Here is a 21,188-nt window from a genome sequence, read left to right as displayed (position 1 = left end):
TCTATCTCTATCCGCTTGCCATCAGCCGCCGACCTGATACATGGCCCGGCTGTCCTTCTCGTCATACGATGCCGCCTTGAAATAATGTTCCTGCGGCTTGTGGTAGATTGCCTGCTGCAGGGCATGCCTGAGCCCGTCATCGCTCATGCCGCTGCGCAGCAGTCCCCGGAGGTCCGTGCCCGTCCTCGCATTGAGGCAGAGCTTCAGGAAGCCCTCCGCCGTCAGCCGCACGCGGTTGCACGAGGAACAGAATTGATGCTCCATCGCGTCGATGAAGCCGACCTGCCCCGCAAAGCCATCAGCTTGGTAGTAGACGGCAGGGCCGTGAACGCCGCGCTCCGGCAGGACGGGCCGCAGCGGGCCAAACGCAGCCTCGAGGCTGCTCCTGACCTCCGCCATCGGCAGGCCTCTGAGTCCCGCCTCGTAGGCGCAGCCAATCGGCATGAGCTCGATGAAGCGGAACTTCCAGGGTCGCTCACGCGTGAAGCGCGCGACGAGCTCCGGCAATTCCGCCTCATTGACGCCTGCGATCGGCACGCAGTTGAACTTGACATCGCGAAGCCCCGTCGCCGCGATGGCCTCGATGCCATCTTCGACGCGCGCGAAGAATGGGCGCCGCGTGAGCTCCGTAAAGGAAGCCGCCTTGAGCGTGTCGAGGCTGATGTTGACGCCCGTGAGCCCGGCTTGCACGAGGTCTTCAGCCATGTCCGCGAGCAGGACGCCGTTCGTCGTCAGCGCGACGGACTCGATGCCCGGCACAGAGCGGATCTCGCGCACGAGCTCGACGACGTTTCGCCGGATGAGCGGTTCGCCGCCCGTCAGCCGTACCTTGCGCACGCCGAGCGAGGCCAGCGCCCGCACGATGCGGACGATCTCGTCAAAGCGCAGGATGTCCTCGTGCCGGAGTTTCTCGACGCCATCTTCTGGCATGCAGTAGCGGCAGCGCAGGTTGCAGCGGTCCGTCAGCGAGATGCGCACGTATTCGATTTTTCGTTGGTAGCGGTCGTACATACTATCACCTCAAAGAAGAACGCCCTTGACCCGCGTGCCGGCCATGAGAGGCCCCGTGCCGGCCGGGATGTCAATCAGCGCATTGCAGCCAGCCGCCGAGAAGAGCGAGCCCGAGTCGTGCTGCGCCGGGATCTCGAAGATGCCCGCCTCGTAATGCGCGCGGATGAAGCGCCGCCCGTAGCTCGGCTTCGGGAATGCATCGGCGAGGAAGCCCTCGACCGCACGGCCTGCGACAGAGCTGCGGCCCGAGAACGCTTCGAGTACGGGGCGCGTCAGGAGCTCGAACGTCGCGTAGGACGCGAACGGATTGCCCGAGAGCGCGATGCCGAGCATATTGCCGACCGTGTAGGCGATGACAGGAGCGCCCGGCTTGATGCAGACGCGCCAGAAGAGGCGCGTGCCGATGAGGCGGACGACCTCGTGCATGATGTCCTTCTTGCCGACCGAGACGCCACCCGTCGTCAGGAAGAGGTCCGCCTTCGCCTGCCAGTCAGCGATGACAGCAGCCGCCTGTTCGGCGTCATCCGGCAGGATACCAAGCACCTCCGGCTCAAAGCCGAGTTCCCGCAGCCTGCCCGCAAGAGCGTAGAGGTTGCTGTTGTAGATCTTGCCGGGGCGCAGCGGCTCACCCGGCAGCACGAGCTCATCGCCCGTGCTCGCGATTGCGACGCGCGGACGGCGGAGGACCTTGACCGTGCCGAAACCCAGGCTCGCAAGCACGCCGAGATGTGCCGCCGTGAGCTCCGTACCACGCTCGACAGCCCGTGTCCCCTTGCGGACATCCTCGCCCGCAAAGCAGTAGTTCTCGTGATGGTGGAGCTCGTACGGCACAAAAATGCGGCCATCCTCCACCGTGACATCTTCCTGGCGCACGACGCAGTCACAGCCCTTTGGGATGGCCGCGCCCGTCATCAGGCGCACAGCCGAGCCCGCTGGCACTTCTGCCGCGAAGAAATCCCCGGCGCACTCCTCGCCGATGACCGTAAAGGCAGCCGGTGCCTCCTTCGTCGCCCCCTTCGTGCCGGCGGCCGCAAAGGTGTAGCCGTCGAGCGGCGAGCGGTCGAACGGCGGATTGTCAAATGTCGCGACAGCATCCTCAGCGAGGACGCGCCCGAGCGCCTCTAAAAGAGGCACCTCCTCGACGGCTTCGATTTTCTTCGTGTGTTCGAGCAGGACCGAGATGGCCTGCTCCAGAGAAATATCCTGCATGAGCAACCTCGCTTTACTTCTGGAAGGGGCAGATGGGATAGCGGCAGACCTCGCAGCGCATACAGAGGCCGCCGATGCCGAAGTGGCGGATCTCCTTGCGCGTCACGCGGTCACCGGTAATCGCGCGCGGCAGGATCATGTCGAAGACCGTTGCCTTGTCGAACATGACACAGCCAGGCAGCCCCATGACCGTGACCTCACGCCCCTCGCGCGCAGAGTAGCCGAGCAGGAACATCGCGCCCGGCAGCACAGGTGCTCCGTACGTCACGATGTCGACGCCGGCATCGCGGATGGCCGCCGGCGTGCGGTCGTCGGGGTCGACACTCATGCCGCCCGTGCAGAGGATGATGTCCATGCCGAGGTCCAGGAGCTCCTCGATAGCCGCCTTCGTGTGCTCCGTCACGTCATCCGACAGACGGTGCTCCGCGATCGTCAGGCCGAATTTCTTGAGCTTTGCCGCGATGACCGGCGTGAACGTGTCCTCGATGCGGCCGAGGAAGACCTCCGTGCCTGTCGTCACGACGCCGACCTTGAGATCTTTGCGGTACGGCAGCAGGCGAAGGAGCGGCTCCGTACCTGCCGTGCGGCGCACCTCCTCCATCTTCTCGCGTGCAATGAAGAGCGGCGTCACGCGCATGCCCGCAAGCTTCATGCCCTTCTTGACCGGCATGTTCTGCGCGAGCGTCGCGATCGTGACATCCTCGAGCTCATTGACCGCATCAAAGCGGTCTTCATCGACCTGGAATACGCCGTCGCAGTCCGCGATGAGCTCGATCTTGCCCTCCTTCGGCGCCGTCGCCGTCATGTGCTCGTTCTGGCAGAGCTCGCGCAGGACATCGGCCGCCTCATTCTCGTGCATCTCCGTCGCATCCTCATCCCAGACGTAGATGTGGTCCTTGCCGAGCGAGAGCAGTACGGGGACGTCCTCTTCCTGGATCACATGGCCCTTGCGGAACCGCGCATTCTTCGTCACGCCGCGCACGATCTGCGTGATATCGTGGCAGAGCACCTGCCCGACTGCATCGACTGTCCTGATTTCCTTCATCGCGCTCATCTCTCCTATCTGCTGCACACGCTCATATTGTGCGAATCATCAAAAATCAATCAAAAAGACCATCCTCCCGCAATTGCAAAAGGATGGTCTTCGCCCCTTGGATTTCGCCCCTTTTCAATCACGGAAGGCCCCGGCGTTTCCCCCGGGACCCTGGCTCGTCCACATAGCCAGCCCATGATGCCCGGCCTTAGCGGATTTCGCTCGGAGTCGTATCGTATCTTTTCTTATTTTAGCAGACTTGCTGCCCTTTTCCTATAATATTTTTCACACCTCATCCTCTTTATCGCCATCATCCGCACGTTCTCTCTTGAGCAGATGCGCCTTAGTGATGCCCTGCTCTCCGAAGCGCTTCTTGATGGAATCGATGGCAGCGTAGAGATTCTCCTTGCGCACCTCCTCGTGAAAGAGTGAGATGGCGCCTGAAGTTTCAAAGCCGGAAATAGCGATGCCGAGCAGGCGGATGCCCTGATGCACGCCGAGCGCCCGGTAGAGCGCGAGCGCTGTCTCGTAGATGTCGCGGTCGTAGCACGTCGCCTCCGCCAAGGTGCGGCTCCTCGTGTAGGTGCGGAAGTCGCCGAGGCGCAGTTTGAGCTGGATGGTCCGCCCCTTGCAGCCCTTGCGGCGCAGGCGGTAGCCGACTTTCTCCGCAAGGTCGAGAAGTACCCGCTCCACTTCCTCGACGGACTCGATATCCGCGGGGAATGTGACTTCCTTGCCGATGGACTTCGCCGCTTCGCGCGGCGCCACAGGCCGCGCATCCATGCCCGAGGCCAGCGCGAGCAGATGGTCCGCCATATGCGCGCCAAGGCTACGGACGAGCTTCTCGCGCGGCGTCCGCCGGAGCTGGCCAATCGTGCGGATGCGCAGCGCTTCGAGCCTGGCTGCCGTCTTCTCGCCGACACCCCAGATGCGGCCGACTGGCAGCGGGTCGAGGACGGCCTGCTTCCCCTCCTCCGTGATGATGACGAGGCCGTCCGGCTTCTCGAGATCCGAGGCCAATTTCGCGAGGAATTTATTCGGCGCGATGCCGACAGAGGCGACGAGGCCCGTCTTTTCGCGGATCTCCGCCTTGAGCTTCTCGGCATAAGCGCGCGGCGACTCCATCAGGAGCTCCATGCCCGTGATATCGAGAAACGCCTCGTCGATGGACAGCGGCTCGACAACGGGCGCGTAGCGCGCAAAGATCGCGAAGATCTCCTGCGACACCGCGCGGTAATGCGCGTAGTCGCCTTCGATAAAGATGCCCTGCGGGCAGAGCCGCTTCGCCCGCACGATTGGCATCGCCGAGTGCACGCCGAACCGTCGCGCCTCGTAGGAGCAGGTCGAAACGACACCGCGCCCGGAAAGCCCGCCGACAATCAGCGGCTTCCCGCGGTACTCCTCGTGATCGCGCTGCTCAATTGAAGCAAAGAACGCATCCATATCCACATGCATGACAAGCCGCTTCATCCAATCGCCCCCTTTCCTCTATTCTAGCGCAGGCCGAAAGTCCCGCGCAACCTTCTAAGACAAGACACCTGCTGGCCATTTCCCTGCGATGATCTAAAAAAATACACCCCACACTGGCAAGCAAGTCTTGCAGCGCGGGGTGTTCTGTTTGGATGTAGCAAATCATTCACTCCAGCACATAATCACAATCCATCGCATCATCGGCATAACTGGAATTTCCCGTGTATACCGTCGGGATGGGCTGTACTCGTTCCGTGCTCTCGGCGGTGCCAGCCAAAGCGATATTGACAGAAACCGGCAATACAAAAAGGATTGCTGCTGCGATGCCGATCAGGATATTCTTCTTCGTCATGATAATCACTCTCCATTTCTCCTATGATGCATGTATCTGTTTTCAGAGCTCTTTTCTTTTGACATCTTTATTATGACATGGAGAAGGCGATTTGAAAAACGGATAAATCCGATAAATCCATCGGTTAAACCGATTGGTTTTTCGACAGAGGTGCGGTACAATTGTATGGCAGCCACAACATAACGTCTGATAGGAGATGATTCCATGACGATTCAGCAAATGCGCTATTTCCTGGTCGTCTGCCGGCTTCAGAACATCACACATGCCGCAGCAGAGCTGCACATCGCCCAGTCGACACTGAGCCAGGCCATGCAGACCATCGAAGATGAGACAGGGCTCAACCTCTTCCTGCGCGCCGGCCGCACGATCCGGATCAGCCAGGACGGGCAGAAGCTCTATCAGAAAGTCACCGCGCTCCTGCGCGAAGTCGATGCATTCGAAGACGGCGTGCGCGAGATGAGCTGCCGTCACGGCAAGATCAGCCTCGCCATCCCGCAGCAGCAGGCCTCCTTCTTGATCCCGCGCCTGCTTCACACCTTCCAGCACGAACACCCGGAGATACAGCTCGACATCATCGAGCCGTACGGGGTGGAAGCAGCCCGCTTCGTGCAGGAGGAAAAAGTCGATCTCGCCGTCGTCAACTACGATGGCTCCACGCTTCCCGACCTCCAGTATCGGCGCATCGACTCCCGTCCTGTCAAATTCATCGTCTGGCCCGGCCATCCACTGGCAGACCGCCCGAGCATCAGCCTGGCAGAAGCCGCCCGGGGACCTCTTGTCCTGCTGTCGGAGGAGTTCTACGTCACGCGGCTCCTCATGCGCACCTTCGCCGCGGCGCGCATCGAGCCAAATGTCGCCTACTACTCGCCGCACCTCTCTACACTATACAGCCTCCTGCGCACCCACACGGCCCCCAGCATCCTCTTTGAGCAGGCCGTCACCGCTCTTTCCGATATCGTCACGATCCCGTTTGACACGCCGCTCTCGCTGACGAGCTGTATCATCACCAAAAAGAGCCGCCAGATCTCAAAAGACCAGCGGCTCGTCATGAAATTCATCCGTCAGCAGCTGCTTGCCCGCCAGGCAATGCCCTGAACACGAATTTATTTTTCAGCAGAGGCATGATTCACAGAATGGACGATGGTGCTCTGCCGCACGCCCGGATGAGGCGTGCGGTATTTTCTTCGTCGTACTCAATCTGCTCCGACCAGCGGCGCACGGCCTCAGGCAGGTCCTGCGTCTCGGCGGCCAGCAGGTAGATGAAGACGACGTTGAAGCGCGCGTAGCGGCAAAGCGCCTCCATGCCGTACCGCTCGGCCTTGTCGAGCTGGCGGTAGAGGATGTAGGAGACGAGCTTCTCTGCCGCCTCCGCTCCCTGCGCAGCGAGAAGTTTCGCATAGCGCGGCAGCAGCTTATGGCAATCCAGGCGCAGGGCTGTGAGCTGCTGTGGCCAGGCGTCATCGATGGGTTCCGTATCCTTCATCTGCGCGAGCAGAAACGAGAACTGCGCGAGCGTCAGGCGAGCGGGCGGCAGCAGCCACTCGCGCGGCACCGCCTTGTCGAGGAACGCCAGCAGCGCGCCAAAGTCAAAGGACTGGCTCTCGCCCTCCGCCCGCAGGCGCAAGCTGTCCGCCGAGAGCAGCAGTTCGACCGCCTTCTCGCAGGCCAGGCCAAAGCCCGCAAGCTCGACACCGCCACTCATGATGAAGAAGCGCGGATGCATCGTGCAGACTTCGCATAGCGCCTCCTCGCCAATCTCGCGGATCAGGCGGCAAAGGCCGTCCGCGCGCAGGAAGGGGCAGTGCTCATCCGCCGTCAGGTGGAAGGCATGCGTGCCGTCTGCCAAAGCATCGATGTTCGCGCGCAGCGCTTCACCCAAGGGGCCGTCCAGCGATGCATAATACGCCGCCGTCGCCTCGTCGATATCAATCTCCCAGCCGCGGCAGCAGCTATGCTGGCAGCGGTCGGCCTTGCAGGCGAAATCCTCTGCAAAGTCAGGCCAGACCGTGACGATTTCCTGCGGCTCACTCATAGCGCGTATCGATCACGCGCTTCGTCTTCTTCTCGGAGCGCGGTAGAACACCGATCTCGACGACCTTGACGAGCGGCGTGAAGCCGATGCGGCTCTTGACGCGCTCGGCGATGCGTTTCGCGAGGTCGAGGAAGTCAACGCTGCCGTTCGTCTCCACGTAGAGGCGCATCGTGTCCTTGCCGTCAAGGTGCGAGATGTGCATCTGGTATTCGCTCGAGACCTCGGGGAAGGTCTTGAGTATCTCCTCGATCTGGCTCGGGAAGAGGTTGACGCCCTTGATCTTGACCATGTCGTCCGTGCGGCCCTGGATCGTGTCGAGGCGCGGGAACTTGCTGCCGCACGGGCAGTCGCCGGGCAGGATGCGCGAGAGGTCGTGCGTGCGGAAGCGGATGAGCGGCGCGCCCTCTTTGCGCAGCGTCGTGATGACAATCTCGCCCCACTCGCCATCGGGCAGGTTCTCGCCCGTCTGCGGGTCGATGATCTCGATGTAGACGAAGTCGTCCCAGTAGTGGATGCCGTCGTGCGCGTCGCAGCTGATGCCGATGCCCGGTCCGTAGACTTCCGTCAGCCCGTAGATGTCGTAGGCGTCGATGCCGAGCTTCTCGCAGATGGACTTCCTCATCTTCTCGCTCCAGCGCTCCGAGCCGATGATGCCCTTGCGCAGGTGTATCTTGTCCTTGATGCCGCGCTTCTCGATCTCCTCGGCCAGCAGCAGTGCATAGGAGCTCGTCGCACAGAGGACCGTGCTCTCCATGTCCATCATCATCTGGAGCTGCTTCTCCGTGTTGCCCGGGCCCATCGGCACGGCCATGGCACCGAGCTTCTCGCAGCCGGCCTGGAAGCCGATGCCGGCCGTCCAGAGGCCGTAGCCCGGCGTGATCTGCACGCGGTCGCGATTCGTCACGCCTGCCATCGCATAGCAGCGCGCAAACTGCGTGGCCCAGTCCTCGACATCCTTGGCCGTATACGGAATGATGACGGGCTTGCCCGTCGTGCCCGACGAGGAGTGCATGCGCACGATCTTCTCCTCGGGCACGCTCATGAGCCCGAGCGGATAGGCGTCGCGGAGGTCCTTCTTCTCCGAGAACGGCAGTTTCTTGAAGTCCTCCGGAGAGGATACGCCGTCGATGCCGTGCTCGCGCAGGCGCTTGCCGTAGAAGCTGTCTGCGTGGAGGAGCTGGGCGATGCGCTCATTGACGAGCGCGAGCTGTTCATTCGAGATTTCCATAAAAATACCTGCCTTTATCTTCGACAAAATCCACACATCCGTCACGGACGAGCCAACTCAAACGCATAGCGCAGGGCTTTCTCGTTGAGCGCAACGAACTTCGGCTTGACCTTCTCGCGGATGGCTTCGAGCACATCTTCTTCCGTCAGGAAGTCAAGCGCACCGCTCTCGAGAGCCGCGCCGAGCATGATGACGTTGAGCGTCTTCGGGTTGCCGATCGTCTCGACGGCCTCCTGACCGTCGAGGACGAGGACATGCGCCGCGTTCTCCCGGAGATAAGCGACCATCTCCGCCCCCGTGTAATCCGTGCCCTTGAGCGCCGCCGTGACGGGCATGATGGGATGCGAGTTGACGACGACCATGCCGTCTTTCTTGAGGTACGGCAGCATGCGCACGGCTTCCGCCGACTCGAAGGCCAGCAGGAGGTCCGCCGTGCCGCGCCGTATCATCGGGCTCCTGACGCCCTCGCCGATGCGCAGGTGGCTGAAGACAGCGCCGCCCTTCTGGGCCATGCCGATCGTCTCCGCGCTCATGACGGGCAGCCCCTTCTTCATCGCGGCCGCCGCGATGAGCTTCGAGGCGAGCACCGTACCCTGTCCGCCGACGCCCGTCAGGATGATATTCTTCTGCATCATTTTGCGCTCCCTTCTCGTTTCTCAAACGATGTGACCTCGATGGCATCGAACGGGCAGATGTCCGCGCAGATGCCGCAGCCCGTGCACTGTGAAGCGTCGACCATGATCTTGCCGTCCTCGACGACGATGCCGGGGCAGCCGATCTCGCGGATGCACTTCTTGCACTTGCGGCAAGCGTCCTGAAGGACCTCGGCCTTGCCGAGCGGCTTGACGATCGCGATGCACGGCGACTTGAAGATGATGGCCTTGACGCCTGGCTCAGATGCCACATCCTTGACGGCCTTGATGGCTGCCTCGAGGTCGAGCGGATCGACCGTGCGCACCGTCTTGACGCCGATGCCCTTGAGCGTCTCTTCGATGGAGACCTTGTCGACGATCTGGCCCATCATCGTATGGCCCGTGCCCGGATGCGGCTGATGGCCCGTCATGGCCGTCGTCGAGTTGTCGAGGATGCAGACTGTGAGATCCGCCTGATTGTAGACACCGTTGACGATGCCCGTGATCGACGAGGCGAAGAAGGTCGAATCGCCGACAAAGGCAAAGCACTTCATGCCGGGCGTCACGGCGCCGATGCCCTGCGCGATGTCGATGCCCGCACCCATGCAGAGGCAGGTGTCGACCATGTCGAGCGGCATGGCATTGCCGAGTGTGTAGCAGCCGATATCGCCGCAGAAGACACTCTTCTGGCCCTTCATCGCGCGCTTAACCGCGTAGAATGAAGCGCGGTGCGGGCAGCCAGCACAGAGGACCGGCGGACGCACGACGGAGACGGGCGGCTCCGGCAGCGCCGAGGTCTCCGCCTTCGGCCATCCCATAAAGGCGGCGATGTCGTCGTAGACCGTATCGCGCGTGTTCTCGCCGGCCCGCTTGACATCGCCCGTGAGCTTGCCGCGAATCTTGACGGGTAGCTGGTACTTGCCGCAGAGGAAGATGAGCTCGCGTTCGATGACGGGGTCGAGCTCCTCGATGCAGAGCACCTCGTCGAGGCCCTGCAGGAACTCCACCGCCAGCTTCTCGGGGAACGGGAAGGGCGTCGCGACCTTGAACACGCGCGGCATTCCTCTCGCCTCATCCGCCCGCTCTGCGAGCGTCTCCGCGACGTACGAGTAGCTGACGCCCTGCGTCGCGATGCCGCGGCGGCACGAAGCGCCGCCCAGCTCCAGCTGATTGCGTGCATACGACGAGAAGACCTCACCAAGCTCCTCATTGCGCTGCTCGATAGCCTGATGCGCCCGGTACGAGAGGCGCGGGAAGATGACCCAGCGCGCCGGATCGCGCTCGAAGCCTTCCGGCTCATGGACGCAGTACTCGCTTTCATCCTTGACCGTGATGGAGGCATAGCCGTGGTCGATGCGCGTCGTCGGGCGCAGGAAGACGGGCGTGTGGTAGCGCTCCGAGAAGTCGAACGCCTCCTGGATCATCTCGTACGCTTCCTGCACGCTCGAAGGATCGAAACACGGCACCTTGGCAAACGAGGCGAAGTGACGCGTATCCTGCTCCGTCTGTGAAGAAATCGGCCCCGGATCGTCGGCGACGAGCACGACCATGCCACCCTTGACGCCGAGATACTCGAGGCTCATCAAGGGGTCCGAGGCGACGTTGAGGCCGACCTGCTTCATCGTCACAAGTGCGCGGGCACCCGACCAGGCAGCGCCCGCCGCCACTTCCATGCCGGCCTTCTCATTCGTCGACCACTCCACGTGGATCTTGCCATCCGGATTGTGTCGGGCAACCGTCTCGAGGACCTCCGTCGAAGGCGTGCCCGGATAGCCGGCGACGACATTGACGCCGGCTGCAACAGCCCCCATGGCGATGGCCTCATTGCCCATCAGATATTCTACATGCATAGCTTTCTCTCCCCAATTGCGATAATACTCCTCTATTATACTATGTGACACAACAAGATGCCACCTGTCGTAGATACATTTTACAACAGGTGGCATCTTGTCATTCTGGTATGTCTCTCTTATGTCATTGTCTGCTCACTCATCAGCAGGTGCGAGGTAATTCTCCTCATCGTCCCAGTCATCGGGCATGCCCTTGACGATGAGCACGGGGCAGTGCGCCTGCTGCAGGACGTAATGCGAGACAGAACCGACGAGCATGCTGCGGAACGTGCCGAAGCCGCGCGAGCCCATGACGATGAGATTGCTCTGCTCCTCGTCGGCTACATCGCAGATGACTTCGCTTGGATTGCCGACTTCAACGCGTGTCCTCGCCTTGATCTCCGACGGGATGACATGCATGAGGTCCGCGAGGAACTGGTATGCCGCGATCTTGAGTTCTGCCGGCACGTAGCCGCTGAGGCTGACCTGTTCAAAGGCCGCCACATGCTTGTTGAGATCGACGACCATGAGGAGCGTCAGCTGCGCGCCCGTCACTGCGGCCAGCTGGATGGCCTCATTGACGGCCCGGAAGGCCTGCCCCGAGCCATCTGTCGGCACGAGGATGCGGTCGCAGTGGATGGGCTGTGGCTCTCTTGTCTTTATCTCCTCGATATCTCCTCGATCAGTGTTTCTCTTTCCATCAGACTCTCTCCCTTACTCCGCCTGTCCCATCGCTGTGCCATCGGCCAGGTTCAACTGCTGCAGGCGATGCTTCTCTTCCTTTGCCCTGTGCTTCAGCAGCGCGCGCCGCGCCGAGAAGAACTTCGCGCAGAACAGGATCAGTGCGACAGCCATGTAGATCAGGAAGGCGCCAAACTCCTTCGAGATGTCGCCAAAGCCTGCGCCGCGCGAGATGATGTCGCGCACGAAGTGATATTCCCAGGTCAGCGGGAAGAGATGCGATGCGGCGACGACCCAGTCCGGATAAAACGAGACCGGCCCCGTCGGCCCGCCGAAGATAAAGCCGCCCGGGATGAACAAGATCATGCGCGAGGACGCAATGCCCGGATTCGCCGCCGTCCAGCCGAACAGCGTGCTCAGCGTGCCGACCGTCATGACGTAGAAGATCTGGACGGCGAGGAACAGCAGCAGGCTGCCCGTGAACGTCATATCGCCCAGGATACGCAGGATGGCCATGCCGAAGACGAAGGAGACGATGAGGCAGGCACCGTACGGCACGAGGCGCACGAGGATGTCCCACGGCGTGCCCTCGAGCAGGATCTTGTCGAGCTGATGCGAGAGGCGCAGCCGCGGCACCATGCCGATTGTCGCGAACGTGAAGAACATCGAACCGAAGAAGAACAGGAAGCCCTGCACCTCGACATTGTAGTTGGAACCGTTCGGATTGAAGAGATTGCGGTCTGCCAGCCCGATCGTGCCGTTCAGGCTGTCGTTCGTGCTGCCCGGGTCACCCTGTGCCGCCGCATTGTCGAGGCCGATGAGCTCGTTGAGCGCGATCTTGATGTCAGAAGTCTGCGCCGTATTCTTGTTGTCGTAGAATACGCCGACGTGATTCGCCGCACCCGTATAGCGGTCCTTCTCGAGACCGCGCGGGAAGTAGATGACGGCGACCGCCTGATCGCGGTAGAAGAGCGTCGAGGGATCGACCGGCGTGTTGAGCACGGCCGTGACCTTCATGTACTCCGAGGCGTCGATACGGCTCGTGAGCTCGTGACTGTAGGCCGAATTGTCGAGATCGATGACGACCACCTTCGCATCGTGCGAGAAATTGCTGCTGAGCATGAAGCCCAGGACGATGCAGACGACAGCCGCGACCATCAGGCAGACCTTCTCGTACGGCATGCCCTGTCCCGAGAACAGGAAGCGGATCTCATCTCTTAGTGAATTCACGTTCGTTCACTCCAATCGTCATGCCTGGCATCACGCCGTCCTGCGGCTCCACGTAGATGCGGACCTGGAAGGCCGTGAGGTCGGCCTGCCCCTTTTCGCGCGACTGCTTGAGGTCAGCAAAGCCCGGCGCCTTCGTCAAGAGGCGGATCGTCCCCGGCACAGACTTGTCGCCCGCGACCGTGCGGCCCGTGATCGTATCGCCCTCAGATAGGCCCTGCGCCTGCTTCTCGCTGATGTAGATGTCGTAGTAGCTGCGGTCGCTCTCCAGGAGCACGACAGGCGTGCCAGCGGCGACCATCTCGCCCTCCTTCGCGAGGACCTTGATGACGCGGCCGTCCTCCGGCGCGCGCAGCGTCAGGCGCTCCTTCTGGACTTCGAGCTGCTTGAGCTGCACGACGAGCGCCTGCTTCTGCTGCGTGAGCGCATCGATGTCGTTGCTCATATTGCCCGCCGCTTCGCGCTGCTGCGCGATGGTCGGCAGGCTTATGGAATCCGTATTGCCCGTATCCTGCGCGCCCGACAGCAGCTTGTCGAGGAGCTGCTGCTGCTGCGTGACATTGGCCTCCGCGACATTCAGGGCCATCTCCGCATCGTCGAGCTGCGACTTCGCGATGGCACCGGCATCGAGCAGTGCCGACTTGCGGTTGTAGTCGATCTGGCTGTTCTTGAGCGTGGCCTGCGCCGCCGAGACGGCTGCGCGCTGCTGATCGATCTGGCGGAAGCTCTGCTGTTCATCCGAGTCCGCCTTCATGTAGTTGACCGACTGCGTGCCGCCGGTCGAGCGGATCTGTGCGTCGAGCTGTGCAATCTGCGCCTTCGTCCGCTCAATCGAGAGATCCGTATCCGTCGGGTCAAGCTCCATGATGACATCGCCGGCCTTGACCGTGTCACCCTCCTTGACCGCCTCCTTGAGCAGGCGGCCGCTCACGCTGTCGAACGACATCTTGACCTGTTCTGCCGTCAGGATGCCCTCTTTCTTCTCCATGCCAATCGCCACTGCATCATTGCCCTTGTAGAGCAGCAGCAGTCCCGCCACGATGAGCACCGCGATAAAGATAGCCCCTGTGCGCAGGGCCTTTTGTCTCGTATTCATGTGTCAAATCCTCACTTTCCTCTTCTCTCTCATGCATGCACCCGGCCCGACATCTTCTTGAGCAGGTGGATGAGCTCTTTCTGCTCTGCCTCACTCAGGCGTTCCATGAGCTTCGTGACGCGCAGATAATGCGGCGGCAGGATCTCATTCATGAATGCCCGCCCTTTCTCTGTCAGACAGACGATCTTGGCCCTGGCATCGTCGGGTGACGGCTTTGTCACAATCATGCCATCGCGCTCCATGCGCATGAGCATGTTGCTGATCGTCGCCTTTGTCACCCCGATCTTCGCGGCAATCTCAGACGGCGCAATGCCCTGCGGATTCTGATGCAGCACGATGAGCATGCAGAACTTCCCCTCAGACAGATGGTACTCTTGCTGCAGGATGTCCAGGACGCTGTGCTGGATCTCTTCACCGACCTGCTTGATCTCGAGCATAGCGATGACGGCCGCCGGATTGATTTCCGGCACAGTTTTCTTATGTGCCTCGAGTTCCTCCCAGCTCGGTATGAGTTCTCGCTTCATGATTCTCCTCCATTTAGTTAGCTTGCTAACTAATAGTATAGAGCTTATGCACACAAATGTCAAAAAGAGCTGCTGCGCGAGCAGCAACTCTTTCCTTCCCCGTTTCATGATTTCTTTTTCCAGCGGTCCAGCAGTGCGGCGATGATGTCCTCGTAGAAGTCCGACTGGTCCTGCGGATAGGCCATGTGCATCTCGACGAACAGCGTGCAGCTGCACTGGCCAAAGCTGTGGATAGCCTCGATGCCCGTGCGCAGGCGCTGGCCGAGGTCGCGCACCTCCTCCTGCGAGGTATACTGGCTGAACACCAAGAACTGATTCCTGTCAAAGCGGCCGGATGCGCCGACAGGGCCCACGATGCGCCGGATCTCGTCTGCGATGCAGCCGAGCAATTCGTTGCAAGCCTCCTCGCCGTAACGGCGCAAGAGCCTGTCAATGGCGCGGATGCGGATGAAGACCGCGACGAAATTGCGATGGCCGAACCGGTACTCATCGAGGTACTGCGCGAGCAGGAACAGCAGTCCCTTGACATTGGCGAGTCTCGTCACGCGGTCGACAAAGAGGGCCTCGTGCGACTGCTGCTGCACATGAGCCAGTGCCTCCGCAGAGACGAAGTAACCCATGAGGCCCGCGATATTCCCCTGCACATCGTAGACCGGCCACTTCGTTGCGAGGATATTGCGCTGCACGCCGCGCGCCAAGCACTGCCCCGGCACGTCGCGGATCGTGATGCCCTTCTCGAGCACATCGTGCTCATCGCGCTCAAACGGCTCGGGATGGACGTGCCAGTTCATGTCCTCATCCGTTCTTTCCAGGAGCTCCCGCACGGAATCGAAGTCGTAGAAGTCCAGGAACTTCTGGTTGACGCCGCGGAAGCGACGCTGATTGTCCTTCCAGAAGGCCGGCAGCGGGAAGCCCGTGATGAAGTTCTTCCAGAGCAGCTCCATGCTGTCTTCCGCGCCGTCTGACGGCAGGACGTACTGCGCGCGGCACTTCTCTTCGTAATGCGACATGTCCTGCGCATCCGACACGCGCACGACACAGAAGTAGATGTCCTGCTCGCTGCTGGCGATGCGCGTGATGCGGTGCGTCTTCCAGATCAGCGTGCCGTCCGGCCCCTTCGTGCGGAATGCCTCGACAATGCTGCCGAGCTTCGACGCAGCCACGCGCTCCGGGATGGTCTTGAAGTCGAAGAAGTCGGCAAAGCGCTTGCGATCGGCATGGTAGATGGACTGCTCCGCGTACTCGGCCAGTGCTTGCCCGAGCGGCAGCTTGTGGAGCCCAGACCGCAACTGCGGCTGTGTCAGCTCGATGATCTCGTGCTTCGTCAAGTTGATCGTCGCCACCTTGTCGTAAAGGTAGAATAGGTTGCGCAGGAAGTACGCCGGCCGGAACAGATCGCCCTCGTGCGCGATCTTGTGCAGGCGGCAGTCCACGGCGAGCAGGCAGCGGCCGCTGTAGGAGATGACGCGGTGGCAGTCCATCATGACGAAGTCGCCGTTCAAGGGATACGCGAGCTCCTCGTCCTCGCCATTGAGCATGACGCGGTGCAGGCCGCGGCGCAGGTAGCGCATGGAAGGCTGCGTGTAGGTATTCAGCGCTTCTTCCCACTGCCGGTACCGCTCCGCATCCCCCTGCCAGAAGAGCTCGCGGCTCTTCTGGTTGGCAAACAGGATGTGGTAGGCATGGTCGCGGTACTCGATGAGCAGCAACGCATGCCCCGTGAGGAAGTTGACATCCATGATGGCATCATAATAGGCCTTCCAGCAGCCCAGTTCGACCGTGATGCCCTTCTCGAGGCAGTTGTGTATCGTCTCGTCGTAGGGGCGCGGCCGTCCGAGATAGTAGCCCTGGATTTTCTCGCAGCCGATCTCGCGCAGGAACTCGAACTGCTCCTGCGTCTCGACGCCCTCCGCGAGCGTCCGGTTGCCGATGCGCTTGTCCATCGAGATGATCGAGATGATGATGTCGCGTGCCCGCTTCGTATCGCTCTTGAGGAACGCCATGTCCATCTTGAGGACATCGAAGCGCTGATCCTTGAGGAACTTGAGGCTCGAGTACCCGCTGCCGAAGTCATCCATCCAGATCTCGTAGCCAGCCGCGCGGAAGCGGTCGAGCACCTCGCCGATCTTCTTGTTGCGGTCGGTCAGGATGTTCTCGACAATCTCGAGGTGCAGGAGGTCGCGCGGCACATTGTACTTGCGCACGGCGCGCTCGACAATCGCGAAGATGTCGCAGTTGATGAAGTCGAGACGCGAGAGGTTCAGCGAGACCGGCACCGACGGCAGTCCCGCCTTCCTGACGCGCGCCTGATTGCGGCAGACCTCTTCGATGAGGAAGGCGTCGAGCTTGTGGATGAGATTGTGCTGCTCGAGGATGCTGATGAAGAAGGGCGGCGTCAAGAAGCCCCAGTTCGGGTCATCCCAGCGCGCAAGGCCCTCCATCGCGCAGAGCTGCCCCGAGATCGTGCGCACGATGGGCTGGTAGTGCACCCTCACCCAGTGCTTCGCGATGGCTTCATCGAGGTGCTCGATGACGTATGACGGCGGCATGTCGATCTGCCTGCGCTTCTTCCTCATTTAATCTTCACCAACTCATACGAGCGCGTGCCCATGCCGATCTTCTCGCCGTGCTCGAGCGTCTCTTTCCAATGGATGTTCGGATTGCTGTCGAGGAAGTGGTCGTGATGATGATGCCAGTCCGGTTTCGCGAGATTGTCCGAGAGCTGGCTGTTCGGCAACGGCGTCGCCTTGAGGCACGCATCCGCACAGGCCTGGTCGAGTGCGACGGGGTCAAACGAGGCGAACATGCCCTGGTCCGGCAGGATCGGCGCATCGTTCTCGCCATGGCAGTCGCAGTTCGGCGAGATGTCGCGCACGATGTTGATGTGGAAGCACGGGCGGTCCTGTACGACGGCCTGTGCGTACTCCGCCATCTTGCGGTCGAGCAGATCACCAGCATCCCACTGCTCGTTGCGGATGGCATCGTACGAGCAGGCGCCGATGCAGCGGCCGCAGCCCTTGCAGAGGTCTTCATGGATCACAGCCTTGTTGTTCTCGTAGGTGATGGCATCCGAACCGCACTCCTTTGCACACTTGCGGCAGCCGCGGCAGAGTTCTTCGTTGACGACGCACTTGCCCGACGAATGCTGCTCCATCTTGCCAGCGCGGCTGCCGCAGCCCATGCCGATGTTCTTGATGGCACCGCCAAAGCCCGTCGCCTCATGGCCCTTGAAATGCGAGAGGCTGATGAAGACGTCGGCATCCATGATGGCGCGGCCGATCTTGGCCTTCTCGATGTACTCGCCGTTCTTGACCGGCACCTCGACATCATCCGTGCCGCGCAGGCCGTCGCCGATGATGATCTGGCAGCCTGTCGTCACCGTGTTGAAGCCGTTGAAGTTCGCGCAGTCCATGTGCTCGAGCGCGTGTTTGCGGCTGCCCGGATAGAGTGTGTTGCAGTCCGTCAGGAAGGGCATGCCGCCCTGCTCTTTGACGAGGTCCGCGACGACCTTCGCGTACTGCGGGCGAAGATACGCCATGTTGCCGAGCTCACCGAAGTGCATCTTGATCGCGACGAACTTGCCGTCCATGTCAATCTTCTTGATGCCAGCAGCGAGGCAGAGTGCCCGGAGCTTCTGCATGATATTGCGGCCGACCGGCACGCGGAAATCCGTGAAATAAACTTTTGCCTTGTCCATGATTACCCTCCTGAAAGACCTGGTAGACACAAAATACACATAAAAAGGAGGCTCTGCGCCTCTCGTTTTTATTGCTTGATATGATGAAATTAATTTCGACAGCCTGCACCGATTTTCCTGTTTGGACAAAAATAAATAACCATCAGCAGCTTTCTCGTCACCGCTGATGGTTATCTGTGAGATAGTAACCTTCCAATCGTGTTGTTCATGTCATGCATGGGATACACTGTGTTCCACTTGGACTCGTTAACTAGCCCATTGGACTCTCCTCCATCCTGAGTAAGTAAATCGGCTGTCTGGAAAGGGTGAACCTGACCTTTCCTTGGCTTATCTTTATTGTACAGGATGACGGGCTAAAAGTCAAGATAGTTTTCAGAGAATTTTATGTATTCTGTGTTACGAATACTGTATCGAGATCGCGCAACGTCGCGAACTGCAGGTAGGCCACAGCTTCTAGAGGCGTCATGCGACGGTCCGTTGTGCTCTTCGAGACAACTGTGATGAAGATTCCCTGCGCATCGTAGACAGATGTCTCGAGGACGACGCGGACGGTATCGGCCTCATCGCGGCTCCGCTTGACCGATACATGCTGGCGCACGGCGTAGCGGCATTGCGCGGCGCGCGCCTCAGCGATCAGTACATCCATATCTGCGCCACGCTGGCCATCACTCTGCACGGTACAGGGCGCATAACGGGCCTGCCAGGCCCCCTGCAGGATGCGGATGTCGGCCGCATCATCTCCCGCAACAAGCGGGTCAAGGTCGAGCTGCGGCACTGCGACAAAGATCCCACCGCGAGCGGCCAGCGAACGGCTCTCGAGCATGTCGCCATCGCCCACCTCATCCTCACTGAAGTAGAGGCGCAAGGCTCTGTCGAGATAGACAACCATCGCGTGCTCGAAGCGCGACGAGCTGCGATCCTGCTTCCACGCCACGCGCTCTCCGAACTGCACGTAGCGCGTGCCGAGCGACTGCAATGCCGCCGCCACAGGATCGCCATCCATGACGATACGCGTGAGCTGCATGCGCTTCTCGTAATACCTTGCAAAAGCCGCATTGCCGACAGCCGGTGAGCCGAACGTGATGACGCGCAGCTGCTCGGGCCGCACGCCCATATCACTGAGCCGTGCGGCCGTCAGGATGGCAGCTGCACCGCCGAGACTATGCCCCGTCAGGTAGAGCACCTCTGTTGGATGCGCACGGAGCTCCTGCGCGAGGTGCTCGCCCATCGTCTCACACGCTCCACTGCCCGCAAGATCGACAGGCTCATGGAAGAGCGCCGTCATCGTGTAATCGTCAAAGCCCTTGTGAACGAGCGGATACGATGTCGCATGACGGTCCTGCTGCGCAACATCGCGGAATTCCTCGACGCTTGAGCCACCAAACGGTACCGAGCGCGTGCGCAGGTCCACCTTGGCATCTTTGGCGTTCTCCGTGCCGGGGAAGGCGAGCAGCACAGCGCGATGGCCATCAGGCATTTCCTTTGTCACGAGATGATAGCGCCCCTGTGCCAAAGACGTCGCTGTCGTCTGACTCTGGAACTTCCAGCCCGTCTCTGCGAGCCACTCGCGCGCGAGCAGGCTGAGTTCGTCGGAGTACGAGGCCATCGCCACAAGCGAAGAGAGAAGCTCGAGTTCCTGCTCGCCCGTAGCCGCCATGGCCCGCGCCGGGCAGAGCAAGCCTAGTACCAGCACAAGAGGAAGCAGCAGCGCCGCCAGAGCGTGTCGCATCATGATTTCCCTCCAAACAGAATATGCATAGATACAGAAAAAGCCCAGATAAAATCTGAGCTTATACTTTCAAATGGTGCGGTCGATGGGACTTGAACCCATACGTCTTGTGAACACTACCCCCTCAAAGTAGCGCGTCTGCCAATTCCGCCACGACCGCGAGACATGGTGCGGTCAAGAGGACTTGAACCTCCAAGGTGTTGCCACCACTAGCGCCTGAAGCTAGCGCGTCTGCCAATTCCGCCATAACCGCATGATATGTAATTTTATGAAAACAGCACCAGGTGCTGCTTTAAGCAAATGGTGCGGTCGATGGGACTTGAACCCATACGTCTTGTGAACACTACCCCCTCAAAGTAGCGCGTCTGCCAATTCCGCCACGACCGCATGATACAATATGAAGATTTTTGATGGTGCGGTCGAGAGGACTTGAACCTCCATGATGTTGCCATCACTAGCGCCTGAAGCTAGCGCGTCTGCCATTCCGCCACGACCGCATAATATGAAAATGAGAGGTATTGATACAATTGGTGGTGCCGAGGACCGGAATCGAACCGGTACGGTTGTTTCCAACCGACGGATTTTAAGTCCGTTGCGTCTGCCAGTTCCGCCACCCCGGCAGTATCAAATTGCTGACTAATGGAGCGGGTGATGGGAATCGAACCCACGTGATCAGCTTGGAAGGCTGGAGCTCTACCATTGAGCTACACCCGCATAATGCAAAGTGGAGCTGGCGAGAGGAATTGAACCCCCAACCTGCTGATTACAAGTCAGCTGCTCTACCAATTGAGCTACACCAGCTTGAAAAATGGTGCCTCAGAGCGGAATCGAACCACTGACACGGGGATTTTCAGTCCCCTGCTCTACCGACTGAGCTACCGAGGCATTTCACAAGTTAGATAATATTATAACACATTACTGTGCAATAAACAAGTGGCGACCCGAATGGGACTTGAACCCATGACCTCCGCCGTGACAGGGCGGCATTCTAACCAACTAAACTACCGGGCCGTATAAAATTAGGTTTTAATGGTGGGCGATAACAGGATCGAACTGCTGACATCTTGCTTGTAAGGCAAGCGCTCTCCCAGCTGAGCTAATCGCCCATAAAAATGGTGACCCCTGCGGGATTTGAACCCACGTTCACGCCGTGAAAGGGCGGTGTCTTAACCACTTGACCAAGGGGCCATGCAAAGAAAAATTATGGTGATCCACCCGAGATTCGAACTCGGGACACCCTGATTAAAAGTCAGGTGCTCTGCCAACTGAGCTAGTGGATCATATTTGGCAGGGGTAGTAGGATTCGAACCTACGGATGACGGAGTCAGAGTCCGTTGCCTTACCGCTTGGCGATACCCCTGTATGGCTCCTCAAGTAGGACTCGAACCTACGACAAATCGGTTAACAGCCGATTGCTCTACCGACTGAGCTATTGAGG

At 60.3% G+C, this 21,188-nt stretch carries 17 protein-coding genes, 13 tRNA genes and 1 riboswitch; of the genes, 1 reads left to right on the top strand and 29 read right to left on the bottom strand.

The genetic code is table 11. The features are described 5' to 3' along the window. Window positions 1–21: 21 nt before the first annotated feature. The 5 genes from moaA to B2X55_RS04275 form a co-directional block, all read right to left on the bottom strand. Entirely contained in the window at window positions 22–1,011 is a 990-nt protein-coding gene (gene moaA / locus B2X55_RS04295; protein WP_278521156.1) for a GTP 3',8-cyclase MoaA, read from the bottom strand. Window positions 1,012–1,020: 9 nt separating this feature from the next. Beyond that, window positions 1,021–2,220 carry a gephyrin-like molybdotransferase Glp gene (gene glp / locus B2X55_RS04290; RefSeq protein WP_036378354.1) on the bottom strand — a complete coding sequence of 400 codons (1,200 nt, stop codon included), beginning with the start codon at window positions 2,218–2,220 and terminating at the stop codon, window positions 1,021–1,023. Window positions 2,221–2,233: 13 nt separating this feature from the next. Beyond that, a complete protein-coding gene (locus B2X55_RS04285) occupies window positions 2,234–3,265 on the bottom strand; it encodes a molybdopterin-binding protein (RefSeq protein WP_286821017.1) in 1,032 nt (343 codons plus the stop codon). A 100-nt stretch (window positions 3,266–3,365) separates the two neighbouring features. Next, window positions 3,366–3,493: riboswitch (molybdenum cofactor riboswitch) on the bottom strand. Window positions 3,494–3,538: 45 nt separating this feature from the next. Beyond that, complete coding sequence (locus tag B2X55_RS04280) at window positions 3,539–4,723, bottom strand: DNA polymerase IV (RefSeq protein ID WP_286821015.1); 1,185 nt, start codon at window positions 4,721–4,723, stop codon at window positions 3,539–3,541. Between the two features lie 166 nt (window positions 4,724–4,889). Beyond that, the gene (locus B2X55_RS04275; protein WP_155948119.1) at window positions 4,890–5,075 is read right to left on the bottom strand and encodes a hypothetical protein; all 186 of its coding nucleotides are present in this window, start codon (window positions 5,073–5,075) and stop codon (window positions 4,890–4,892) included. Window positions 5,076–5,279: 204 nt separating this feature from the next. On the opposite strand from B2X55_RS04275, the gene B2X55_RS04270 reads away from it, so the two are divergent. Beyond that, window positions 5,280–6,170 (top strand): LysR family transcriptional regulator, encoded by an 891-nt coding sequence (locus tag B2X55_RS04270; RefSeq protein ID WP_036378340.1) that lies wholly within the window; start codon window positions 5,280–5,282, stop codon window positions 6,168–6,170. A 31-nt stretch (window positions 6,171–6,201) separates the two neighbouring features. Here B2X55_RS04270 and fliB read toward each other — a convergent pair whose 3' ends face one another. The 24 genes from fliB to B2X55_RS04150 all read right to left on the bottom strand — a co-directional run bounded on the left by fliB (window position 6,202) and on the right by B2X55_RS04150 (window position 21,110). Then, entirely contained in the window at window positions 6,202–7,107 is a 906-nt protein-coding gene (fliB, locus tag B2X55_RS04265) for a flagellin lysine-N-methylase (RefSeq protein WP_286821014.1), read from the bottom strand. Next, entirely contained in the window at window positions 7,100–8,335 is a 1,236-nt protein-coding gene (locus tag B2X55_RS04260; RefSeq protein WP_055160909.1) for a phenylacetate--CoA ligase family protein, read from the bottom strand. Before B2X55_RS04260 ends, fliB begins: the two co-directional genes overlap by 8 nt. A 41-nt stretch (window positions 8,336–8,376) precedes the next feature. Next, the gene (locus B2X55_RS04255) at window positions 8,377–8,970 is read right to left on the bottom strand and encodes an indolepyruvate oxidoreductase subunit beta (protein WP_286821012.1); all 594 of its coding nucleotides are present in this window, start codon (window positions 8,968–8,970) and stop codon (window positions 8,377–8,379) included. Beyond that, the gene (gene iorA / locus B2X55_RS04250) at window positions 8,967–10,817 is read right to left on the bottom strand and encodes an indolepyruvate ferredoxin oxidoreductase subunit alpha (RefSeq protein WP_286821011.1); all 1,851 of its coding nucleotides are present in this window, start codon (window positions 10,815–10,817) and stop codon (window positions 8,967–8,969) included. Before iorA ends, B2X55_RS04255 begins: the two co-directional genes overlap by 4 nt. A 135-nt stretch (window positions 10,818–10,952) precedes the next feature. Continuing rightward, a complete protein-coding gene (locus tag B2X55_RS04245) occupies window positions 10,953–11,414 on the bottom strand; it encodes a universal stress protein (RefSeq protein WP_286821010.1) in 462 nt (153 codons plus the stop codon). Window positions 11,415–11,510: 96 nt separating this feature from the next. Continuing rightward, window positions 11,511–12,707, bottom strand: a complete 1,197-nt coding sequence (locus tag B2X55_RS04240) for an ABC transporter permease (protein ID WP_286821008.1) — start codon at window positions 12,705–12,707, stop codon at window positions 11,511–11,513. Beyond that, on the bottom strand, window positions 12,688–13,800 hold the full coding sequence (locus B2X55_RS04235; RefSeq protein ID WP_036378347.1) for an HlyD family secretion protein: 1,113 nt from the start codon (window positions 13,798–13,800) through the stop codon (window positions 12,688–12,690). Before B2X55_RS04235 ends, B2X55_RS04240 begins: the two co-directional genes overlap by 20 nt. Before the next feature lie 29 nt (window positions 13,801–13,829). After that, window positions 13,830–14,324 (bottom strand): MarR family winged helix-turn-helix transcriptional regulator, encoded by a 495-nt coding sequence (locus B2X55_RS04230; RefSeq protein ID WP_286821007.1) that lies wholly within the window; start codon window positions 14,322–14,324, stop codon window positions 13,830–13,832. Window positions 14,325–14,428: 104 nt separating this feature from the next. Then, window positions 14,429–16,900 carry a bifunctional diguanylate cyclase/phosphodiesterase gene (locus tag B2X55_RS04225; RefSeq protein ID WP_286821006.1) on the bottom strand — a complete coding sequence of 824 codons (2,472 nt, stop codon included), beginning with the start codon at window positions 16,898–16,900 and terminating at the stop codon, window positions 14,429–14,431. Continuing rightward, window positions 16,897–18,021, bottom strand: coding sequence for a DUF362 domain-containing protein (locus B2X55_RS04220; protein WP_172674673.1), 1,125 nt, complete (start codon window positions 18,019–18,021; stop codon window positions 16,897–16,899). Before B2X55_RS04220 ends, B2X55_RS04225 begins: the two co-directional genes overlap by 4 nt. A gap of 382 nt (window positions 18,022–18,403) precedes the next feature. Continuing rightward, entirely contained in the window at window positions 18,404–19,753 is a 1,350-nt protein-coding gene (locus B2X55_RS04215) for a lipase family protein (RefSeq protein WP_286821004.1), read from the bottom strand. Between the two features lie 71 nt (window positions 19,754–19,824). Further along, window positions 19,825–19,910: transfer RNA gene (locus B2X55_RS04210), tRNA-Leu, on the bottom strand. 6 nt (window positions 19,911–19,916) lie between these two features. Further along, window positions 19,917–20,003 (bottom strand) — tRNA-Leu (locus tag B2X55_RS04205). A gap of 48 nt (window positions 20,004–20,051) precedes the next feature. Continuing rightward, window positions 20,052–20,137: transfer RNA gene (locus tag B2X55_RS04200), tRNA-Leu, on the bottom strand. A gap of 24 nt (window positions 20,138–20,161) precedes the next feature. Then, window positions 20,162–20,247, bottom strand: a tRNA-Leu gene (locus B2X55_RS04195). Window positions 20,248–20,281: 34 nt separating this feature from the next. Further along, a tRNA-Leu gene (locus tag B2X55_RS04190) sits at window positions 20,282–20,370 on the bottom strand. A 20-nt stretch (window positions 20,371–20,390) separates the two neighbouring features. After that, window positions 20,391–20,464 (bottom strand) — tRNA-Gly (locus B2X55_RS04185). A gap of 11 nt (window positions 20,465–20,475) precedes the next feature. After that, window positions 20,476–20,551: transfer RNA gene (locus B2X55_RS04180), tRNA-Thr, on the bottom strand. Between the two features lie 8 nt (window positions 20,552–20,559). Continuing rightward, window positions 20,560–20,635: transfer RNA gene (locus tag B2X55_RS04175), tRNA-Phe, on the bottom strand. Window positions 20,636–20,684: 49 nt separating this feature from the next. After that, window positions 20,685–20,761 (bottom strand) — tRNA-Asp (locus B2X55_RS04170). 19 nt (window positions 20,762–20,780) lie between these two features. Further along, window positions 20,781–20,856 (bottom strand) — tRNA-Val (locus tag B2X55_RS04165). 7 nt (window positions 20,857–20,863) lie between these two features. After that, a tRNA-Glu gene (locus B2X55_RS04160) sits at window positions 20,864–20,938 on the bottom strand. A gap of 16 nt (window positions 20,939–20,954) precedes the next feature. Further along, window positions 20,955–21,030: transfer RNA gene (locus tag B2X55_RS04155), tRNA-Lys, on the bottom strand. A 5-nt stretch (window positions 21,031–21,035) separates the two neighbouring features. Then, window positions 21,036–21,110, bottom strand: a tRNA-Gln gene (locus B2X55_RS04150). Window positions 21,111–21,188: the final 78 nt, after the last annotated feature.

Source organism: Mitsuokella sp. UBA4253, assembly GCF_002395285.1.
In the GTDB taxonomy this organism is placed as follows: Bacteria; Bacillota; Negativicutes; order Selenomonadales; family Selenomonadaceae; genus Mitsuokella; species Mitsuokella jalaludinii.
Note: the sequence above shows the minus strand (reverse complement) of the source record. Positions and strands in the feature narration are given on the sequence as shown.